This window comes from Kribbella soli, from assembly GCF_004331345.1.
GTDB lineage: Bacteria > Actinomycetota > Actinomycetes > Propionibacteriales > Kribbellaceae > Kribbella > Kribbella soli.
Map to the genome: position 1 here is coordinate 1606399 of NZ_SJJZ01000001.1, position 18935 is coordinate 1625333.

General features: G+C 68.7%; 20 protein-coding genes. 7 read left to right on the forward strand and 13 right to left on the reverse strand.

Annotation, left to right across the window (positions count from 1 at the left end; genetic code table 11):
* The first annotated feature begins 1 nt into the window (after position 1).
* On the forward strand, positions 2 to 355 hold the full coding sequence (locus E0H45_RS07975) for a UBP-type zinc finger domain-containing protein (RefSeq protein WP_131335641.1): 354 nt from the start codon (positions 2 to 4) through the stop codon (positions 353 to 355).
* 16 nt (positions 356 to 371) lie between these two features.
* On the opposite strand, the gene E0H45_RS07980 is transcribed toward E0H45_RS07975, so the two are convergent.
* From E0H45_RS07980 to E0H45_RS08000, 5 genes are all read right to left on the reverse strand, one after another.
* Positions 372 to 1373 (reverse strand): proline racemase family protein, encoded by a 1002-nt coding sequence (locus tag E0H45_RS07980; protein WP_131335643.1) that lies wholly within the window; start codon positions 1371 to 1373, stop codon positions 372 to 374.
* On the reverse strand, positions 1370 to 2287 hold the full coding sequence (locus E0H45_RS07985) for a dihydrodipicolinate synthase family protein (protein ID WP_131335645.1): 918 nt from the start codon (positions 2285 to 2287) through the stop codon (positions 1370 to 1372). Before E0H45_RS07985 ends, E0H45_RS07980 begins: the two co-directional genes overlap by 4 nt.
* Positions 2284 to 4074, reverse strand: a complete 1791-nt coding sequence (locus tag E0H45_RS07990) for a 2Fe-2S iron-sulfur cluster-binding protein (protein ID WP_131335647.1) — start codon at positions 4072 to 4074, stop codon at positions 2284 to 2286. The genes E0H45_RS07985 and E0H45_RS07990 overlap by 4 nt, the downstream gene beginning before the upstream one ends.
* Positions 4071 to 5231: an NAD(P)/FAD-dependent oxidoreductase gene (locus E0H45_RS07995; RefSeq protein WP_131335649.1), complete on the reverse strand. Its 1161-nt coding sequence runs from the start codon at positions 5229 to 5231 to the stop codon at positions 4071 to 4073. Before E0H45_RS07995 ends, E0H45_RS07990 begins: the two co-directional genes overlap by 4 nt.
* 110 nt (positions 5232 to 5341) lie before the next feature.
* Complete coding sequence (locus tag E0H45_RS08000; protein ID WP_131335651.1) at positions 5342 to 5947, reverse strand: helix-turn-helix domain-containing protein; 606 nt, start codon at positions 5945 to 5947, stop codon at positions 5342 to 5344.
* Positions 5948 to 6175: 228 nt separating this feature from the next.
* Here E0H45_RS08000 and E0H45_RS08005 point away from each other — a divergent pair, with 228 nt between their 5' ends.
* Positions 6176 to 7063, forward strand: a complete 888-nt coding sequence (locus tag E0H45_RS08005; RefSeq protein WP_131335652.1) for a hypothetical protein — start codon at positions 6176 to 6178, stop codon at positions 7061 to 7063.
* On the opposite strand, the gene E0H45_RS08010 is transcribed toward E0H45_RS08005, so the two are convergent.
* Complete coding sequence (locus E0H45_RS08010; RefSeq protein ID WP_131335654.1) at positions 7064 to 8116, reverse strand: SDR family oxidoreductase; 1053 nt, start codon at positions 8114 to 8116, stop codon at positions 7064 to 7066.
* Between the two features lie 71 nt (positions 8117 to 8187).
* Here E0H45_RS08010 and E0H45_RS08015 point away from each other — a divergent pair, with 71 nt between their 5' ends.
* Both E0H45_RS08015 and E0H45_RS08020 read left to right on the forward strand, forming a co-directional pair.
* Positions 8188 to 9081: a LysR family transcriptional regulator gene (locus E0H45_RS08015; protein ID WP_131335656.1), complete on the forward strand. Its 894-nt coding sequence runs from the start codon at positions 8188 to 8190 to the stop codon at positions 9079 to 9081.
* The gene (locus E0H45_RS08020) at positions 9074 to 10006 is read left to right on the forward strand and encodes a cation diffusion facilitator family transporter (RefSeq protein WP_131335658.1); all 933 of its coding nucleotides are present in this window, start codon (positions 9074 to 9076) and stop codon (positions 10004 to 10006) included. The genes E0H45_RS08015 and E0H45_RS08020 overlap by 8 nt, the downstream gene beginning before the upstream one ends.
* Here the strand turns inward: E0H45_RS08020 and E0H45_RS08025 are convergent.
* Both E0H45_RS08025 and E0H45_RS08030 read right to left on the reverse strand, forming a co-directional pair.
* Positions 9991 to 10179 carry a DUF3099 domain-containing protein gene (locus E0H45_RS08025; RefSeq protein WP_131335661.1) on the reverse strand — a complete coding sequence of 63 codons (189 nt, stop codon included), beginning with the start codon at positions 10177 to 10179 and terminating at the stop codon, positions 9991 to 9993. The two genes, E0H45_RS08020 and E0H45_RS08025, sit on opposite strands and share 16 nt — an antisense overlap.
* A 1-nt stretch (position 10180) precedes the next feature.
* A complete protein-coding gene (locus E0H45_RS08030; protein ID WP_131335663.1) occupies positions 10181 to 10630 on the reverse strand; it encodes a MarR family winged helix-turn-helix transcriptional regulator in 450 nt (149 codons plus the stop codon).
* 124 nt (positions 10631 to 10754) lie between these two features.
* Here E0H45_RS08030 and E0H45_RS08035 point away from each other — a divergent pair, with 124 nt between their 5' ends.
* Both E0H45_RS08035 and E0H45_RS08040 read left to right on the forward strand, forming a co-directional pair.
* Positions 10755 to 11939 (forward strand): MFS transporter, encoded by a 1185-nt coding sequence (locus E0H45_RS08035; protein WP_131335665.1) that lies wholly within the window; start codon positions 10755 to 10757, stop codon positions 11937 to 11939.
* Positions 11936 to 12766, forward strand: coding sequence for an aldo/keto reductase (locus tag E0H45_RS08040; protein ID WP_475009176.1), 831 nt, complete (start codon positions 11936 to 11938; stop codon positions 12764 to 12766). The genes E0H45_RS08035 and E0H45_RS08040 overlap by 4 nt, the downstream gene beginning before the upstream one ends.
* Here E0H45_RS08040 and E0H45_RS08045 read toward each other — a convergent pair.
* Positions 12763 to 13467, reverse strand: coding sequence for a class F sortase (locus E0H45_RS08045; protein WP_238154852.1), 705 nt, complete (start codon positions 13465 to 13467; stop codon positions 12763 to 12765). The genes E0H45_RS08040 and E0H45_RS08045 overlap by 4 nt on opposite strands.
* 46 nt (positions 13468 to 13513) lie before the next feature.
* Positions 13514 to 14449 (reverse strand): hypothetical protein, encoded by a 936-nt coding sequence (locus tag E0H45_RS08050; protein ID WP_238154853.1) that lies wholly within the window; start codon positions 14447 to 14449, stop codon positions 13514 to 13516.
* Positions 14450 to 14814: 365 nt separating this feature from the next.
* Between E0H45_RS08050 and E0H45_RS08055 the strand changes: the two genes are divergently transcribed.
* On the forward strand, positions 14815 to 15519 hold the full coding sequence (locus E0H45_RS08055) for a TetR/AcrR family transcriptional regulator (RefSeq protein WP_131335671.1): 705 nt from the start codon (positions 14815 to 14817) through the stop codon (positions 15517 to 15519).
* On the opposite strand, the gene E0H45_RS08060 is transcribed toward E0H45_RS08055, so the two are convergent.
* From E0H45_RS08060 to E0H45_RS08070, 3 genes are read right to left on the reverse strand one after another with little or no spacing between them, the layout of a single operon-like run.
* Complete coding sequence (locus E0H45_RS08060) at positions 15516 to 16808, reverse strand: dihydrolipoamide acetyltransferase family protein (protein WP_131335672.1); 1293 nt, start codon at positions 16806 to 16808, stop codon at positions 15516 to 15518. The genes E0H45_RS08055 and E0H45_RS08060 overlap by 4 nt on opposite strands.
* A complete protein-coding gene (locus E0H45_RS08065; protein WP_131335674.1) occupies positions 16805 to 17791 on the reverse strand; it encodes an alpha-ketoacid dehydrogenase subunit beta in 987 nt (328 codons plus the stop codon). The genes E0H45_RS08060 and E0H45_RS08065 overlap by 4 nt, the downstream gene beginning before the upstream one ends.
* Positions 17791 to 18876: a thiamine pyrophosphate-dependent enzyme gene (locus tag E0H45_RS08070; protein WP_131335676.1), complete on the reverse strand. Its 1086-nt coding sequence runs from the start codon at positions 18874 to 18876 to the stop codon at positions 17791 to 17793. Before E0H45_RS08070 ends, E0H45_RS08065 begins: the two co-directional genes overlap by 1 nt.
* Positions 18877 to 18935: the final 59 nt, after the last annotated feature.

Below are 18935 nucleotides of genomic sequence, written 5' to 3' on the forward strand. Positions count from 1 at the left end.
TATGACGGAGAGTTCTGGAACGCCAGGCATCGACAGCACAGTTCCCCCGAGCGGCACCGGATGCGTTGAGTGTCTGCAGGTCGACGGCTGGTGGTTCCACCTCCGCCGGTGCGCGCAGTGCGGTCACATCGGCTGCTGCGACTCCTCCCCCGCCCAGCACGCGTCCGGTCACGCCGACAAGACCGGCCACCAGATCGTCCGCAGCTTCGAGCCCGGCGAGGACTGGTTCTGGCACTACGGCGAGTCCCAGTACTACGACGGCCCCACCCTCGCCCCGCCGATCTCCCGCCCCGAAACCCAGCCGGTCCCCGGCGGCAACGTCCCCACCAACTGGCAATCCCAACTCCACCGCTGACCCGCGCGAGCTGGGCCTAGAGGACGAAGCCGGTAGGGAACGGGTCGTCGGGGTCGAGGAGGTAGTTGGCGGTGCCGGTGATCCAGGCTCGGCCGGTGACTGTGGGGACTACGGCGGGGTGCGGACCGACGGTGGTTTCTTCGATCAGGCGGCCGGTGAAGCGGGTGCCGATGAAGGACTCGTTGACGAAGTCGGTGTCGAGGGCGAGCTCGCCGCGGGCGTGGAGCTGAGCCATCCGGGCCGACGTACCGGTGCCGCACGGCGAACGGTCGAACCAGCCGGGGTGGATCGCCATCGCGTTCCGCGAGTCGGCGCCGTCGAGACCGGGCGCGGTGAACTGCACGTGCTTACAGCCGTTGATCCCGGGATCGAGCGGATGCACCGGACGGTCGGTGGCGTTGATCGCGTCCATGATGTCCAGCCCGGCCTTCAGGATGCGGTCCTTCTCGGCCCGGTCGAACGGGATCCCGAGCTGCTCCAGCGGCAGGATCGCGTAGAAGTTCCCGCCGTACGCCATGTCATAGGTGACGCGCCCCAGCCCGGGCACCTCGACCGACGCGTCCAGAGCATGCGAGTACGACGGAACGTTGCGCAAGGTCACGTGCTCGGCGCGACCGTTGCTCACGGCAACGTCCACGACGACGAGGCCGGCGGGCGTGTCGAGCCGGACCTCGGTCACCGGCTCCGTCACCTCGACCATGCCGGACTCGACCAGCACGGTCGCGACCCCGATCGTGCCGTGCCCACACATCGGCAGCAGTCCGGAGACCTCGATGTACAGCACGCCCCAGTCCGCGTCGGCCCGCGTCGGCGGTTGCAGGATCGCGCCGCTCATCGCGGCATGGCCGCGCGGCTCGTTCATCAGGAACAACCGCAGGTCGTCCAGGTGCTTGATGAAGTACTCGCGCCGCTCGGCCATCGTCGCACCGGGGACCACGCCGACCCCGCCGGTGACGACGCGGGTCGGCATGCCCTCGGTGTGCGAGTCGATCGCGGTGATGGTCCGGACGGACCTCATCCCTGCGCTCCACCGCTCAGGGATTCCACTGCCTTCTTCATGTCCTGCTCCAACTGCGCGACGTGCTCGGGAACCAGCGGCCCGCGCGGCGGTCGGCACGGTCCACCGAACCGGCCGACGTAGTCCATGCCGTACTTGATCGCCTGGACGAACTCGGTGCGCGAATCCCACCGGAACGCGGCGACCAGCGGCTCGTACAACGCGCGGGCCTCCTCCAGCTTGCCCTGCGTGGCGAGCTCGAACAACTGAACGGATTCCTTCGGGAACACGTTCGGGAAGCCGGCGAACCAGCCGGTCGCGCCCATCAGCAGCGCTTCGAGGGTCAGGTCGTCGGCGCCGGCGATCACGGCCAGGTCCGGCGCCAGCTCGCGGATCTCCAGGATCCGCCGGACGTCGCCGGAGAACTCCTTCACCGCGACGATGTTCTCGATCTGCGCGATCTCCGCGAGCAGGTCCGGGGTCAGGTCGACCTTGGTGTCGAGCGGGTTGTTGTAGACCATCACCGGCAGTCCGGCCTTCGCGACCTCGGTGAAGTGCGCGATCACCTCGCCCCGGTTCGCGCGGTACATCGTCGGCGGCAGGCAGAGAACACCGTCCGCACCGTCCTCGGCGGCCTTCTCCGCCCAGGCGCGGGCCTGGTGGGAACCGACCCCGTGGACGCCGATCACCACGACACCGTCGTCACCGACAGCCTCGATCGCGGTCTTCGCCACGGCGCGGCGCTCGTCGTCGGAGAGCGACGAGTACTCACCGAGAGACCCGTTCGGCCCGACGCCACGGCAGCCGTTGTCGACCAGCCAGCGGCAGTGCTCGGCGTACTTGTCCAGATCCGGGCGCAGTCCCGCCGGCGCCGACGCGTCCTCGGCGTACGGCAGCGCGGTCGCGACGATCACGCCGTCCAGCTTCTCGCTCATTGTTCCTCCATGGTGTCCAGCACGGTTTCTGGTGATTCCGCGACCTCGGCGTCCGCCAGATCCCGCAGCCTCACTGGTACGGCGATCGGTCGTTTCATGCTTGGTTCCGGTACGTCGCCCGGCGCGGCCAGCAGGGCTGCGACGGTGCGCGAACACACCCGCCCCTGGCACATCCCGAGCCCTGCGCGGCTGCTCAGCTTCATCGCCCGCCCGTCGTTCAGCCCGCGCTCCTGCGCTGCGGCTTCGACCTGTCCGCGGGTCACTTCCTCACAGCGGCAGACGAGCGTGTCCGCAGTACTCCAGCTCTTCCACCCGTCCCTCACGGGATAAGCCCGAGCCAAAGCCGCGGCAAACCGCCGCCCCCGCTCAACAGCCCCCCGAACACTGGCAGTCCCAGCCGCGTCTGACCCGGCGAGGGCGTGGTGGGCGGCGGTGGTGCCGGCGAGGGTGCCTTCTGCGGCGGAGAGGGCGGCGCCGCCGATGCCGGTGAGTTCGCCGGCCGCGAAGACGCCGGGGGTGCTCGTCTGCTGGTCAGCGTCGACGGCCACGGCCGGGCTGCCGTCGGGGCCGGTGGTGATCGTGCAGCCGGCCGAGACGGCGAGCTCCAGGTTCGCGGTGAAGCCGAAGCCGACACAGACGGCATCGACGTCCACCCGGCGTTCGCTGCCACGGATCGGACGCCAATCGCTGTCCAGGCGGGCGATCGTGGCAGCCTCGACGTGGTCGGTGCCGTGCGCGGCGATCACGGTCCACCCGTGGCGGAGCGGGATGCGATGGCGGGCGAGCAACGCGCCGTACCCGAAGGCCTCGCGGAGCTTGCTCGGGGCAACTAATGGATCGCTGGACCAGCCCTTGCGGACTGTCGTCAGCGAGTTGGCTTCGAGGAGCGCGACGACGTGGGCGCCGACGCCGACCAACGACTCGGCCACCGGGAGCAGGAACGGGCCCGTGCCGGCGACAAGTACGCGGTGACCGACGGCAATCCGCTGCCCCTTGGCGAGTGCCTGCGCGGCACCGGCGGTGTAGACGCCCGGAAGATCCCAACCAGGGAAGGGAAGGACGCGATCGTAGGCGCCGGCGGCCAGGACGACAGATTGTGCGTCGATGGCGAACGGTTGCCGGCCGCTGGCGTCTGCAGGCCCGGTCTGAGCCCAGAGCCGGAGACCTTCGATTGCCCACACCGAGGTGTCGGGCAGGTACGTGATCCGCGGATGGCTGACGAGTCGGTCCCGCTGCTCGGCGAACACCTTCCACTCGTGCTGCAGCCGATCCGGCCGCCGAGCAGCAAACTCCGCCGGCAACTGCCGGTTGTACTGCCCCCCGACAGCCCGCCCGTTGTCCACAACAAGCACCTCGGCCCCGGCATCCCCCGCCGCAACCGCAGCCGCAACCCCCGCCGGCCCGGCCCCCACCACCACAACCTCAAAACCCCTGCGCCCCTGCTCCGCCACGGTTGCCGCTGGGGAGGAGGTTGTGGGGAGGGCTGCGCCAGTCTGAGTTGTGATGGCGTCGCCGGGGGTGATGGTGCGTTGGCAGGCTCGGACATCGGGGAGGCCGTTGACTGTGACCAGACAGTCCTGGCAGGCGCCGATTCCGCAGAAGATCCCGCGGGGGCGGTCGTGTACGCGGGTGGTTCGCCAGGTGTCGCGCCCGTTGGCCAGTAGTACGGCGGCCACCGTCTGACCCGCGTGGGCCGCGACCGGACGCCCGTCGACGGTCACGTCCACGGCCGTCGGCGTACCGATCTCGGCCGGGTCACCGGACCGCGGGCGAAGGTATCCACTCATGCGGCGATCACCGCCGGACGGTCGACCCGGAACGGAGTTGGGTCAAGGTGCGGCGTGAGGCCCAGAAACTGTTCGGTGATGAGGCGACCGGTCGAAGGAGCCAGACCGATGCCCGCACCCTCATGTCCGGTCGCGTGCCACAGCCCGTGCACGCGCGGATCCGCACCGATCACCGGCAGGTGATCCGGTGCGTACGGGCGAAATCCGCCGTACGTCCGCATCACCGGCACGTCGCCGAGGAACGGGAACAGGCCGACAGCCTTCCGCGCGAGCTCCCGCAGCACCCGGACGCGCACCGCGTCGTCGAACCCGATCCGCTCCCGACTCGATCCGATCAGCACCGTCCCGGCCCGCGTCGACTCGACCACGGTGGACGTCTGCAGGTCGGCGTCCCCGCTGCCGACCGCGCCGACGTAGTCCGCGTCGTACACCTTGTGGCGCACGCACTCCGGCAGCGGCGCCGTCACGAGGATCATCCCGCGCCGGGGCAGCACCTCGATCGGCGCGCCGGCCGCCGCACTGAACGCGCCCGCCCACGGTCCGCACGCATTGAGCACCGCACCACAAGCGATGTCGCCATCCGATGTGTCCACGCCGACTACGCGACCCCGAGACTGCCGGATCCCGAGCGCGGTGACCCCCGATCTCACTTCGCCACCGCGCTCGCGAACCGCCGCCAGCAACGCCGTTGCTGCCAGCACCGGCTGTACCTGCGCGTCGTCCGGGTAATGCACGCCGATCGTCACCCTTGGCGTGACCAACGGCTCGAGCTCGAAGACCTCCGCGGGCGTGATCACCCGCGCGGTGACCCCGGCCGCGCGCTGCTTCGCCGCGAACGCGATCAGCGGCTCCGGGTCACCGGTCGCCACCACGACGCCACCCTTCGCCTCCCATTCCACGTCGGCGACCCACTCGGGCAGCCGGCCGCGGACGATCTCCCACTCGGCCCGGGACGCGACGGCGAGCTCCAGCTCCGGCCCCGGCTCCTTGTCCGACACCAGCACGTTGCCCTCGCCGGACGCCGTCGTCCCTGCTGCCGGACCGTCGCGGTCGATCACCAGCACCCGCACGCCGGCCGCCGACAGCGCCTCCGCGCACGCGGCCCCGACCATGCCCGCGCCGACTACCACCACGTCGGGTGTCGCGGACCGGTGCATGGCGGGCCTCCTCGGCAGGCGTTCGCTAAAATGAACGATACCGAGCGTACGCGTGCTCCGGGCGACCGGTCAATGCACTCAACCGGACCTCATCCGGACCTTTCCCGGAACTATCCCGGCAGGTGCGGCCCGCCGGCCGCCGTCGGGTACACGTCCGGCGGGTACTCGAGCAGCAGCACCGACCGTACCGGCCCGTCCACGGCCTCGTACGAGTGCGGCCCGGCGGCCCGGAACGCCAGGTAGTCGCCGGGTCCGAGCTCCTCGATCTGCCCGTGAGCGTTGATCCGCAGGCATCCCGACAGGACAATGTGGTGCTCGGTCCCCGGATGACCGTCGGACTGCTGGACCGCCTCCGGCCGGATCTCCTGGTTGTAGATCTCGAACAGCCCGCCCGGGTGCTCCAGCCGCCGCAGCATCCGCAGGTCGATCGCGTCGCCGGACAGTACGTCGACATCCGCGGACCGCACGAGCACCACGTCGGAGGCCGGTGAATCGGCCAGCAGCGCCGACACCGGTACACCGAGAGCGTTCGACAAACTGAACACTGTCTCGATCGTCGGGTTGCCCGCGCCGGACTCGAGCTGTGACAGCGTGCCCTTCGCGATCCCGGACCGCCGGGCGAGTTCGGACAGCGAGATGCCCTGTTCGTCCCGCCGCGCCCGCAGGTTCGTCCCGAGAAGTTTTCCCGCACCCATCGCCGTCACAGCCCGGAGCATGCCACATCGAGGCGGAGAGGGCGTCTGAGAACCCTGCGCCGTAGCGAGCAGGTGCTCGGCGGAGTGCCTCGGTGTGCTGGAGGGAAGGGTTCGATGCGGAGCATCGTTCCCTTTCCTCCAGTGCAGCGAGGTGCCCGCCGAGTGCCGCGCAGTAGGCGCAGGGTTCTCAGACGCCCTCTAAACTTCGGATCCGTTGTGCGCATCAACCTCATGAGAGGAATGGTGACGATGATCTACCCGAAGCTCCTGCGAGGCCTCCCGGCCCTCGTTCTGCCCTTGTCCCTGCTAGTTGCCCCGAGCTCTGCGACAGCCGCACCGACTGCGACCGCCTGCACGATGGACCTCGGTTCCGTGACCAGCCAAGGCGTCGTTCAATACCGCACCGTGACCGCCACCCAGCCCCTGTCCGTCTCCGCGGTCCAGCGGCAGGTCGAGGTCTTCGCCCCCGGCGAGGCCCGCCTGAGCACGATCTGGAACTGGAGCCGCAACCTGCCGTCGCTGGAGTCCGGCATCGTGGTCAAGAACACAGGTGTCATCGGACAGGCGTCGTACAACTCCAACACCGCCGAGCCGGCGGACCCGACGTTCACCCAGGTGAGCGCCGGCTGGGGCGCGTACTCGGCCATCGGCCTGTCGGTCGACGATGAGCGCCGTACGGCGCGGAACCAGTTCTACGGGCTCAGCAACGGGACGGTGCGCCGCTGGGTCATCAACTCGTTCGGCTGGACCCCGACCGGTCAGACCGGTGGCTTCAGCGCCGTGAAGACGTGGGCGTTGCTGGGCCAGTCCACGACGTACGACACGTTCCTGGCCACGACCCGTGGCGGCGCGCTGTTCACGGTCCGGCTGCCACTGACCAAGACGATGACGCCGGTCGTCAAGCAGGTCCGTTCGGGCACCTGGCAGGCGTTCGACTACCTGATCGCCCAGCGATGCGGCCAGGTGAGCACGCTCCTGACCGCGATCGACAAGGACACCGGCGCCGCGTACCTGTACGCGATGAGCCACGCGAACGGCCCGTCGACGGTCATCAAACTGCTGGGCAAGCTCCCCGGCACGTACACCGATCCGATCTACTTCCTCCGCACCAACGGCACCTATCTGCGCGGCGAGTGATCACGGGATGACGCGGCGCCTGCGCAGGTCGGCGAAGATGCCGTAGAACATCTGCTCGGTGTCGACGTACTCGTGGAAGCCGGCCCGGCGTGACTTCGAGGCATCGGCGAAGAAGTCGTAGTCCCACCCGAACACGAAGTCGGCGAACGGCCAGGACGACACCTCGGCGAACGACGTCGAGGTCAGGCCGTGGGACACCTGCAACTGCTTCCAGACCGGCTCCTTGTCCGCCATCACGTCCTGCAGTGACAGCTGCAGCGGCGGCGCGACCTCCAGGTCGAACCAGGCGCCGAGCTTGGGCCACATCTCGCTCCAGCGGAACAGGTCGCCGTTCGTGATGTTGAACGCCTGATTCGCGGCCGCCGGCGCGGTCGCCGCCCAGACCGTTGCCTTCGCCAACAATCCGGCGTCGGTCAGTTCGAGCAACGAGTGGTACGCGCCGGGCTTGCCGGGGAAGCGCAGCGGTACGCCGAGGTCCTTCGACAGCGACGCATAGACGGCGATCGCGACCGCAAGGTTCATCGGGTTGCCGAGCGCGGACCCGCCTACCACGGACGGGCGCAACGCCGACCACGTCCACGCCTTGCCCTGCTGACGTTCCTCCAGGAAACGCTGCTGATCGACATTGAACTCCGGCGGCAGATGCGGCGGATCGTCCTCCCGGGCCGGCGTCTTGAACGGCCCGAGATGGGCGCCGTACACCTTGTAGCCCTGCATCAGGCTGACGTGCCGCAGTCCGCGCGCGACCGGCTCGATCGCGTCGACGACGTTGACCAGCATCGCGAGGTTCGGCGCGACGAGCTCGGCCCAGGTCGGCCGGTCCTGGTACGCGACGTAGAAGACGTGCGTCACATCGGTGAGCCCGGACAGTTTGTCCCGGGTGTCGTCCGGGTCCAGCAGATCGACGGCCACCTGCCGTACCCGCCCAGGTACGTCGGTACCGCCGCGACGCGACAGCCCGATCACCCTCCAGTCGGGCAGCGACGCCAGATGCTCCACCAGATTCGTCCCGATCACGCCTCGGGAACCGACCACCAACGCAACGTTCTCCATACCCAACAGCCTTGCTGACCTGCGGAGATAAAACCAACGCATAGTTTTCACCGAAGCCATAAGCTGAAGACATGGCAACGCTTCGGCAGCTCGAGTACCTCGTCACCGTGGTCGACCACGGCTCGTTCACGAAGGCCGCCGAGCTCCTGCACGTCACCCAGCCCGCGCTCTCCCACCAGATCCGGACTCTCGAACGTTCGGCCGGTGGACCGTTGCTCGAGCGACTCCCCCGCAGCGTCCGCCTCACGCCGACGGGCCGCGCGATGCTCCCACATGCCCGCGCCGCCCTGGCCGACGCGGAACGGGCTCGCTGCGCCGCCCGGCAAGCCGCCGGACTCGAGGTCGGCGAGCTGCAGATCGCGACGCTCTACTCGATCACCTTGGGCGTGCTGCCGGCCGCGCTCCGCGAGTGGCGACGCACCCGCCCGAACGTCGGCATCCGCCTGTTCGAGCACCGGCACACCGACGAGCTCGTCGACGCGATGAACGCCGGCGAAGCCGACCTCGCCGTCGGCCCCGAGCCGCCGAACTGGCCCGGTATCACGCGTGCGCTCGGCACCGAAGAACTCGTCGTCGTGGTCGCCGCCGACGATCCCGCAGCGACCGGAGACACCGTCAAGCTGCAGGATCTCGCGGACCGCTCCTGGGTTCACTACGCACCAGGTCACGGCCTCGCCGACGTCCTCGACAACGCTTGCGCACAAGCCGGATTCGAGCCGCGCATCGCCGTACGGACCGAACAGACCGCCGCCGCGCCCGCGCTGGCCGCAGCAGGCCTCGGCCCCGCATTGGTCCCCGACAACATCCTGCCGAAGGACTTCGACGGCCACATCCTGCATCCGGAGCCCGCAGTACGCCGGATGCTCACGGCGTACACGCGCGGTGAACCAGATCCGCTCGCCGCCGCGTTCATCGACGTACTGTTTCGATCCGCGGGCATCCGGGCACGCGAAGGTGATGCCTGACAAAGAGTCGGACGCCACAGTCCTCCTGGCCGGTACGGCGAATCTCGCGATCGCGATCGCGAAGATCGTCGCCGGTCTGCTCTCCGGCTCGACCGCGCTGCTCGCCGAGGCGGCGCACTCCGTCGCCGACACGCTGAATCAGGCGTTCCTGCTGACCGCGCTGCATCGCAGCCGTAAGCCTGCCGATGCGCGGCATCCCTTCGGCTACGGGATGGAACGGTACTTCTGGTCGCTGCTCGCCGCGGTCAGCATCCTGGTGCTCGGCGCCGGCTTCTCGATCACGGAAGGCGTTCGCTCGATCCTCGACCCGCAGCCGATCGCGGCGCCGCAGGTGATCTACCCGGTGCTCGCGATCTCGTTCCTGTTCGAGGGATCGTCCTGGCTGCGCGCCATCGTCCAGTTGCGGCGAGAGGCCCGCGAGGCGGGCATATCGATCCGCAAGCAGCTGCGCCTCGCCGAACCAGCCGTCAAGACGGTCGCCTTCGAGGACTCGGCCGCGCTGATCGGCCTGCTGATCGCCGCGGTCGGGGTCACCATGGCCGTCGTCACCGGCGAGCACATCTGGGACGGTGCGGCATCGATCGCGATCGGCGTACTGCTGATGGTGGTCGCGTTCACGCTCGGCCGCGACAACAAGGCGATGCTGATCGGGCGTGCGCTGCCGGCCGAGACCCGGCGCGGGCTCCGCGAGCTGATCGGCGGCACGCCGGGTATCGACGCAGTCGTCGAGCTGCTCACGTTGCAGTTGGCGCCGGACCAGGTCCTGGTGGTCGCGACCGTCGACCTGGACGACTCCGAGACCACCGGCGCCGCCGTCGAGCAGCTGGCCGAGCAGATCGACAGGGACGTGCGCGAGGCGTTCCCGATGGTGCGCCACCTCTATCTCGACCCGACCCCCGCGGACGTGCGTCAGCGTTCGTCGTGACCCCAGTTGGCGACGATGACGGCGATCGGCGGCAGTACGGCGGCGACTGCGCTCATCCCGACGGCTGCCGGGATCGAGAACAGGCGTACGACGAACCACGCCAGGATGATCAGCGTCAGGCAGCTGCCCATCAACAGGACGTAGAGCTTGCGATTGTCGTACCGGCGGGCCATGTCAGACCGTCAGCGGGAGCTTCCCCAGCGCGGTGACCAGCGGGGACAGCTCAGGTAGCTCGGCGGCATGCTCCAACGCAGACGTCAGTACGGCGTCGTGGGTCGGCTGGGCCTGGTCGAGCAGCTCGCGGCCGGCCTCGGTGACCTCTGTGTAGATGCCACGCCGGTCCGTCGGGCACAGGTACCGCTGCAGCAGCTTGCGGTCCTCCAGCCGGTTCACCAGGCGGGTGGTAGCGGACTGGCTGAGCACCACCGCGTTCGACAGCTGGTTCATCCGCAGGTGGTAGTCGTCCTGCCGCGCCAGCACGTCCAGCACGCTGTACTCACTCACCGACAGCCCGTGCTGCTTCTGCAGCGCGCGCTCCAGCTCGTCCTCGATCCGGGCGTGCAGCGCCGCCAGGGTCCGCCACCCCTGCGCCCGCGCCTCCGCGGCGCCATCCGGTAGTCCCACGACACCTCCACTTGAACTTCATGCTTGCATGCGCAATCATAGCGCTTGTGCAATAGCCCGCGTATGCAACTATCGCGCACGCCGGTAACAGTCATAAGACTACATTCGAGGGAGAGAAGAACCCATGCCCGCGGCCTTGCTCGCGCTCGCTATCGGAGCGTTCGGGATCGGGACTACCGAATTCGTCATCATGGGGCTGCTGCCCGAGGTCGCCACCGACTTCGGCATCAGCATCCCGTCCGCCGGACTGCTCATCTCCGGCTACGCGCTCGGCGTGGTGGTCGGCGCCCCGCTGCTCACCGCGATCGGCTCCAAGGTCTCCCGCAAGACCGTGCTGATCGCGCTGATGGGCGTCTTCATCGCCGGCAACCTGGTCTCCGCGGTCGCCCCGTCGTACGGCGTTCTGATGACCGGGCGGATCGTGGCGGCGCTGTCCCACGGCGCGTTCTTCGGCGTCGGGTCCGTGGTCGCGGCGTCGTTGGTCCCGAAGGCGAAGCAGGCGAGCGCGATCGCGCTGATGTTCACCGGGCTGACGGTCGCCAACGTGCTCGGCGTACCGGGTGGGACCGCGCTCGGCCAGCAGTTCGGCTGGCGGTCGACGTTCTGGGCGGTGACTGCGCTCGGTGTGATCGGGCTGCTCGGCATCGTGTTCCTGGTGCCGCGGCAGGACACTACGGAAGGTCCTGGGCTGCGTAGCGAGTTGGCGGTGTTCAAGAACCTGCAGGTATGGCTCGCGTTGGCGATGACCGCACTGGGCTTCGCTGGGGTGTTCGCATCCTTCACCTACATCGCACCGATGATGACCGAGGTCGCGGGCTTCTCCTCCGGTGCGGTGACCTGGCTGCTCGTGCTGTTCGGCGGTGGGCTCGTTGTAGGCAACCTGCTAGGTGGCAGAGCAGCGGACCGGTCGCTGATGCCGAGTCTGTACCTGATCCTGGCGCTACTGGCCGCCGTACTGGTCGTCTTCGTGTTCACTGCGCACGCCAAGCTCCCCTCTGCTGTGACGATCGCGCTCTTCGGTGCTGCTGGGTTCGCCACTGTCGCTCCGCTGCAGAAACGAGTAATGGACAAGGCGAAGGGCGCTCCGGCGCTGGCGTCCGCGGCCAACATCGCCGCGTTCAACCTCGGCAACGCTGCCGGCGCGTACCTCGGTGGACTCACCATCGAGCGCGGCCTCGGCTACACAGCGCCCAACTGGGTCGGCGCTGCGCTGGCTGTCGCCGGTCTGCTTGTCGCCCTCGTCTCCGGCCTGCTGGACCGCCGCCACCCCAGCCAGGCCCCTGCACTAGTACTTGAAGGAAGCCACTGATGATCCCCGCCGTGAAGCTCAACAACGACGTCGAGATGCCCCAGCTCGGGTACGGCGTCTTCCAGGTCCCGAACGACGAAACGGCTGCTGCCGTGACGCATGCGCTCGACGCCGGCTACCGCAGCATCGACACTGCGACGGCGTACCAGAACGAGGCAGGTGTCGGTCAGGCGCTCGCTGCGTCCGGAATCGCCCGGAGCGACCTGTTCATCACCACCAAGCTGTGGAACGCGGACCAGGGCTACGACTCCACACTGAAGGCTTTCGACCAGAGCCTGTCCCTGCTGGGCCTGGAGCACCTGGACCTGTACCTCATCCACTGGCCGACCCCGGCACGCGACCTGTACGTCGCCAGCTGGCGTGCACTGGAGCAGCTGTACGCCGACGGTCGCGTGCGCGCGATCGGCGTCTCCAACTTCCAGCCGGAGCACCTGGACCGTCTCGCGCAGTCCTCCCGCATCACCCCGGCCGTCAACCAGGTCGAGCTGCATCCGTACCTGCGGCAGGACGAGGTCCGCGCGTACGGCGCTGACTTCGGCATCCGTACCGAGGCCTGGAGCCCGCTGGCGAAGGGCGGCGCGCTGCTCAACGAGACCGTGGTCGCCAAGCTGGCAACGCTCTACGACCGCACGCCGGCCCAGATCGTCCTCCGCTGGCACCTGCAGCTCGGCAACGTCGTCATCCCGAAGTCCGTCACCCCGTCCCGCATCCGCGAGAACCTCGACGTCTTCGACTTCACCCTCACCGAAGACGACCTCACCACCATCAGCACCCTGCACCGCGGCGAACGCACCGGCCCGGACCCGGACACCTTCAACGTCGCCTAGCGAGTCTTGGGGACGGCAATCACCACGGCGTTGCTGAGGTAGCCCGTTCCGTCCCAGTCTTCGCAGGTGACGAGCACGAGCCGCCCCCGGACACCCTGGCTGAAGATCTGCTGGGCCTGCTTGGCCAGCGCCTTCTTGCGATAAATAGCCACCGCCGTGACGACGTACTCGATCGTCCCGTGCCGAGTCCTGACGGAGACCCTGTCACCCGCCCTCAGCCGGTCCAGGTCGTCGAATGCGCCTCCGCCGGTGTGCACGGTGTGACCGGTGATGACCGCGGAACCCTTGGTCGCTCCCGGCCGGGCACCATCGGACCACCAGCCGACCAGCCGCGGGTTCGACGGCGGGATGAGTGAACCACCACGGGCGCGGATCGAGAGCACGCGCGCGGACATCCCGAGGCTGGGTACTGACAGCGAGATCGGGTCCCCGGGCCGGACCCGCGCCGTACTCAGGACCTCCGCCGGGGGTGTTTCCTGCGGCGTGGTCGGCTGAGTAGTCGGCTCAAGGGTCTGCTGCGAGGTAGAGCCTGGAGACGGCGTCCGGCCCGGCACGACGGACGTCGTACCGGGCCGCTGCGTCGCTGAGGACGGGCCGGCAGCGGGCTGCTGCCGACCTTCGTCAGAGTTGTTCATCCTGATCTGGACGTAACCGCCGATCAGGAGGAGTACGACGCCGACCGCCAGCGCCGAGATCGTCAACCACGACGATCGGGCACGACCCTGGCGGCGGCGCTTGCCGGATATCTCAGGCAGAGTGCTGTCCGCGACGCTGCCGAGCCTTCAGGACACCGGCGAACACGAGCAGACCACCGAGGGTCAGCAAGGCAATACCCCAGATGCTCTGGCTGCTGGTGGTCGCGGACGCGTTCTTCATCCCACCGGACAGACCAGCGTCGACATCGGTCGGAACCCCGACTCCGGGAGTGCTCGCAGTACTGGTCGGGCTCACCGACGGCGTCTCGCTCGGGGACTCGCTTGGCGACTCCGAAACGGTGACGGTCGGCTCGGTCGTGGGCGGAGTCGTCGGCTCGGTGGTCGGCGGAGTCGTCGGTTCCGTCGTGGGCGGAGTCGTCGGCTCGGTGGTCGGCGGAGTCGTCGGTTCCGTAGTCGGCGGAGTCGTCGGCTCCGTCGTGGGCGGAGTCGTCGGCTCGGTGGTCGGCGGAGTCGTCGGCTCGGTGGTCGGCGGAGTCGTCGGCTCCGTGGTGGGCGGAGTCGTCGGCGTGGTGCCCTTTCCGACGCAGAAGTTGACGTGGCTCAGTCCGTAGAACGGGTGCTGCTTGTTCTTCTCGTTCACCGGCGGGTGCAGGTTCACACCGGCGACCTGGCCGCCCGGTCGGTAGTCGTAGAAGTTCGCGAAGTCGCCGCCCTTGACGATGGCACCGAGCACGGTGCCGCCGACGGCGGCGAAGTCGACAACCGTGTTGCCGGTCTGGTCACCCTCGTGGTCGGGGTCATCGACGAGCAACGGATGCACAGTGAGAGTCACCGTGACACCGTCCTTGGTCTGGACACCCGAGTTCGGCGGGTCGAACTTGATCTCGGTCGAGCCCGGCACAAGTTCGGCGCAGGTCGGGTTGTCCGGCTTCACGATGCCGTCGGCCGAGGCGGACGGGGCCATTGCGAGGGTGACACCACCCAGGGCGAGCGCTACCGCGCCGGCTCCGCCGAGTAACGCGATCACGCGTGAATTCTTGGAGCGCTCACGTGCGCCTGCCGAAATGTCTTTCACAGTCTCCCCTAGGTCTGAGGCCAGTCCTTCGCGACCAGCAGATCGCCCGTGGACCCGGAGCGGTGTCGCGCAGCAGGACCAGGCGGTACAAGCCATTCGTCGTTCCTGGGACCGGTCGAACCGGCCTCCCCCAATAGGAACTCGACCTTCGAGAGTGTCGTGATCCGGACCACCATGCGCAAGTCTCAGCGCCACGACTCGCCGTGTTCCTTACGTTTCGCGACACACCGTCGCCGAGAGGGCCGAAGAGTAGTTGCCGGTCGCTACTAAAACACTGTTTTAGGCTCTGAGACGCTGTATTCGCTATGCTCCGGCAGGTGGCGCGCGAAGCGGATCGGAAGACCGCGCTGGGATCGGTGTGGCTGCGAGAGCAACCAGCACCCGTCCGGGCACAGCTGAGCCGGGACGACATCGTCCTGACGGCGATCAAGGTGCTGGACCGCGAAGGTCTGGACGCGTTCTCGATGCGGGTGATGGCGGCTGAGTTGGGTACTGCCGCGACGTCCGCGCTGTACTGGCGGATCGCGACCAAGAACGACCTGCTCGAGCTCGTCGTCGACACGGTGCTCGGCGACGCACTGATATCGGCGGAGGGCGACTGGCGTGCGCAGGTGACTGCTGTCGTGCAGGCGGCGTACCAGGCGCTGTGGGAACACCCGTGGGCCGCGCAGTTGCTCCCGACGCACGCCGGGCTCGGGCCGAACTACCAGGCGCTGACCGAACGGGTGCAGTCGATCCTCACCGACGCCGGCTTCAAGGGCACCCACCTGGACTCGGCGGTGTCGGCGATCTTCCACTACCTGATCGGGTCGGCGGTGACCGACTCTGCCTGGCTGTCGGTGGTACGGCGCAGCGGCCTGAACGAACCGCGCTGGGCGGCCAGGTCGGCGGACCGGATGGGCGTCGACGCCGAGCACCTCGCCGCGTACCTCAACCGCGAGAGCACCGCCGGCCCGGAGGCTCGCTTCGCCTCCGGGCTGCGGGTGATCCTGGTCGGCCTCCGCCCGCGCCAGATCTCCTAGAGATCAGCGAATGCTGATGCCGGGTTCTCGAAGGCGTCGGCGACGAAGCGGAGGAACGCGGCCGCCGTACCGCCGTCGCACACGCGATGGTCGAACACCAGCGACAACTGGGTGAGCTTGCGGATCGCGAGCTCACCGTCGACCACCCACGGACGGTCGATGATCCGGCCGACGCCGAGGATCGCGACCTGCGGGTGGTTGATGATCGCCGCGCTGCCGTCGACCCCGAAGCTGCCGTAGTTGTTCAGCGTGAACGTCCCGGACGTCAGCTCCTGCTGAGTCAGCCGGCCGTCCCGCGCCGAGGCGGTCAACCGACGGATCTCGGCGTCCAGACCGCGCGTCGTCAGTGCGTGGGCGCCCGCGACCGCAGGGACCATGAGGCCACGATCCGTCTGCGCCGCGAGGCCGAGGTTCACGCCGTCGTACTGGACGAGTTCCTCGCGCTCGGTGTCGACGTACCCGTTGAGCTCCGGGTACTTGAGCAGTCCGGCGACCACGAAGCGCGCCATCAGCGCGAGCAGACCTGGTCCGGGATCTGTTGCCGATCGCAACGACTCGCGGAGGTCGACCAGAGCGGTCGCGTCCACGTCGACCCACGTCGTCGCCTCGGGGATCTCCGACCGGCTCCGGCTGAGCGTCGCGATCACAGCCTTACGGAACCCACTCATCGGAGTACGCCGCAACTCAGGCAACCCGGTCCGCGCCTCGAAACCCACGGCAACGGGCTGCGTTGGGACTGTCTGCGTGGTGGAGGGCTCCGTTTGCACGCGGCGTGCGATTTCCAGCTCCACGTCGCGGCGGACGATCAGGCCGTCGGGGCCTGAGCCCGTCAGTGCGCGCAGATCCACCTCGGCGTCGCGTGCCAACCGGCGTACCAGCGGGGAGATGACCAGCGGAACCCGCCTTTCCGGAACTTTTTCCGCAGCAGGCGCAACACTTGTTCCGGAAACCCGCGGCCGGCGCCGACGTCCGGCCCCGCCGGACTCGGTCGTCCCATACCCGACGAGCACATTCCCCGACCCGGCCCGCTCCTCAGCCCGGTACGCCGCCCCGTCCGGATCGCCCACCGTGATCAGCGGTTTCCCGACCGGCACCGTCGTACCGGCCTCGCCGTGCAGTTCCTCGATCACCCCGGCGTACGGACACGGCAGTTCGACGATCGACTTCGCGGTCTCGACCTCCGCGATCGGAGTGTCGACGGCGACCACATCGCCGACCTTCACCAGCCACCGGACGATCTCCGCCTCGGTCAGCCCTTCACCGAGGTCCGGGAGAAGGAACGTGTTCACGAGTCCTCCCACTGCAGGTCGTCGACCGCGTCGAGGATCCGGTCGACGCTCGGGAGCTGGTACTTCTCCAGCTTCGGCGGCGGGAACGGGATGTCGAACGCGGTCACCCGCCGTACCGGAGCGGCCAGCGAGTGGAAGCACTTCTCGGTGACCCGGGCAACGATCTCCGACGACACGCTGGCGAACCCACTCGCCTCGGCCACCACGACAGCCCGTCCGGTACGCCGTACCGCCGCGCACACCGTCTCGTCGTCGAACGGAACCACCGAGCGCAGATCCACCACGGTCAGCTGCCGCCCCTCGGCCGCTGCGACCTCGGCCGCCTCCAGCGCGACCGGAACGGCCGGACCGTAGGCGATCAACGTCGCGTCCGCACCGTCCCGGCGTACGACGGCGGTGCCGATTCCCGGCTGCAACTCGGTGAGGTCGACCTCTTCCTTGGCCCAGTAGAGCTTCTTCGGCTCCATGAACACGACCGGATCCGGGAACTCGATTGCCTTGCGCAACAATCCGTACGCGTCCGCGACCGTTGCCGGGGTCACCACGGTCAGCCCGGGCGTGTGCGCGAAGTAGCTCTCCGACGAGTCGCTGTGGTGCTCGACCCCGCCGATGCCGCCGCCGTACGGGATCCGGATCACCATCGGCAGCTGCACGCGGCCGCGGGTCCGGTTGCGCATCTTGGCGACGTGCGAGACGACCTGCTCGAACGCCGGGTACCCGAACGCGTCGAACTGCATCTCGACCACCGGGCGCATCCCGTTCATCGCCATCCCGACCGCCATGCCGACGATGCCGGCCTCGGCCAGCGGGGTGTCGAAGCACCGCTTGTCGCCGAACTCCGCGGTCAGCCCGTCGGTGATCCGGAAGACACCGCCGAGCGCGCCGACGTCCTCACCGAACATCACCACCGACTCGTCGGCCGTCATCGCGTCCCGCAGTGCCTGGTTGAGCGCCTGCGCCATCGAGATCTTCGTGTGCGTCATCAGGCCTCCTCACGGGCGAGCTCGTCGCGGAGGAACGCGGCCTGCTGCTGCAGCTGCTGCGTCTCCGCGGCATACAGGTGGGCGAACAGATCCGCCGGATCCACCTCCGGCTCCGGCATCAAACCGTCGCGCAATTGCGCGGCGACCTCCACTGCGCCGGCCTCAGCAGTCGCCCGAACGTCGTCGTCCAGCCAGCCCTGCTGCTCGAGGTACGTCGTGAGGCGCTCGATCGGATCGCGGTCCAGCCACGGGGTGACCTCGTCGTCCTGGCGGTACCGGGACGCGTCGTCGGCGTTGGTGTGGGCCTGCACGCGATAGGTGTGCGCCTCGATCAGCTGCGGACCCTCACCTGCACGTGCTTTCTTTACAGCCTGTCCAAGAACGGCGAGGAGGCCGGCGAGATCGTTCCCGTCGGCGCGTTCGCCCGGGATGCCGTACCCGATGCCCTTGTGTGCGAGGGACGGCGCGGCGCTCTGCCTGGCGAGCGGCACGGAGATCGCGTACTCGTTGTTCTGGATGAAGAACACGACCGGCGCCTGGAAGACCGCCGCGAAGTTGAGGGCCTCGTGGAAGTCGCCCTCGCTGGTGCCGCCGTCGCCGACGAGCGCCATCACGACCGTGTCCTCGCCCTTCAGCCGGGCCGCGTGCGCGACACCGACCGCGTGCGGGAGCTGGGTCGCGAGCGGGGTCGCCTGCGGCGCCACCTTGTGCTCGTACGGGTCGTAGCCCGAGTGCCAGTCGCCGCGGAGCAGCGTCAGCGTCTCGATCGGGTCGACGCCACGGCTCATGATCGACACCGAGTCGCGGTACGTCGGGAACAGCCAGTCGCCGTCACGCAGCACCATCGTCGCCGCGAGCTGACAGGCCTCCTGACCGAAGGACGACGGGTAGACGGCGAGGCGGCCCTGGCGGACCAATGCGCTCGCCTGGTCGTTGAACCGGCGGCCCCGGATCAACTGTGTGTAGCCGTCGAGCAGGGCTTCCTTGGTGGGCAGCCGGTACGACGGGTGGTCGTGCGGTACGCCGTTCTGATCGATCAGACAGACGGGTTCCGCGGAGGGGAGCAAATGCTCCTCGACGGTCATGGACCCTCCAGCGCAGGAGACGGACGGTAGCCACATCGTCGTCCCTTCTGGCCAAGTGG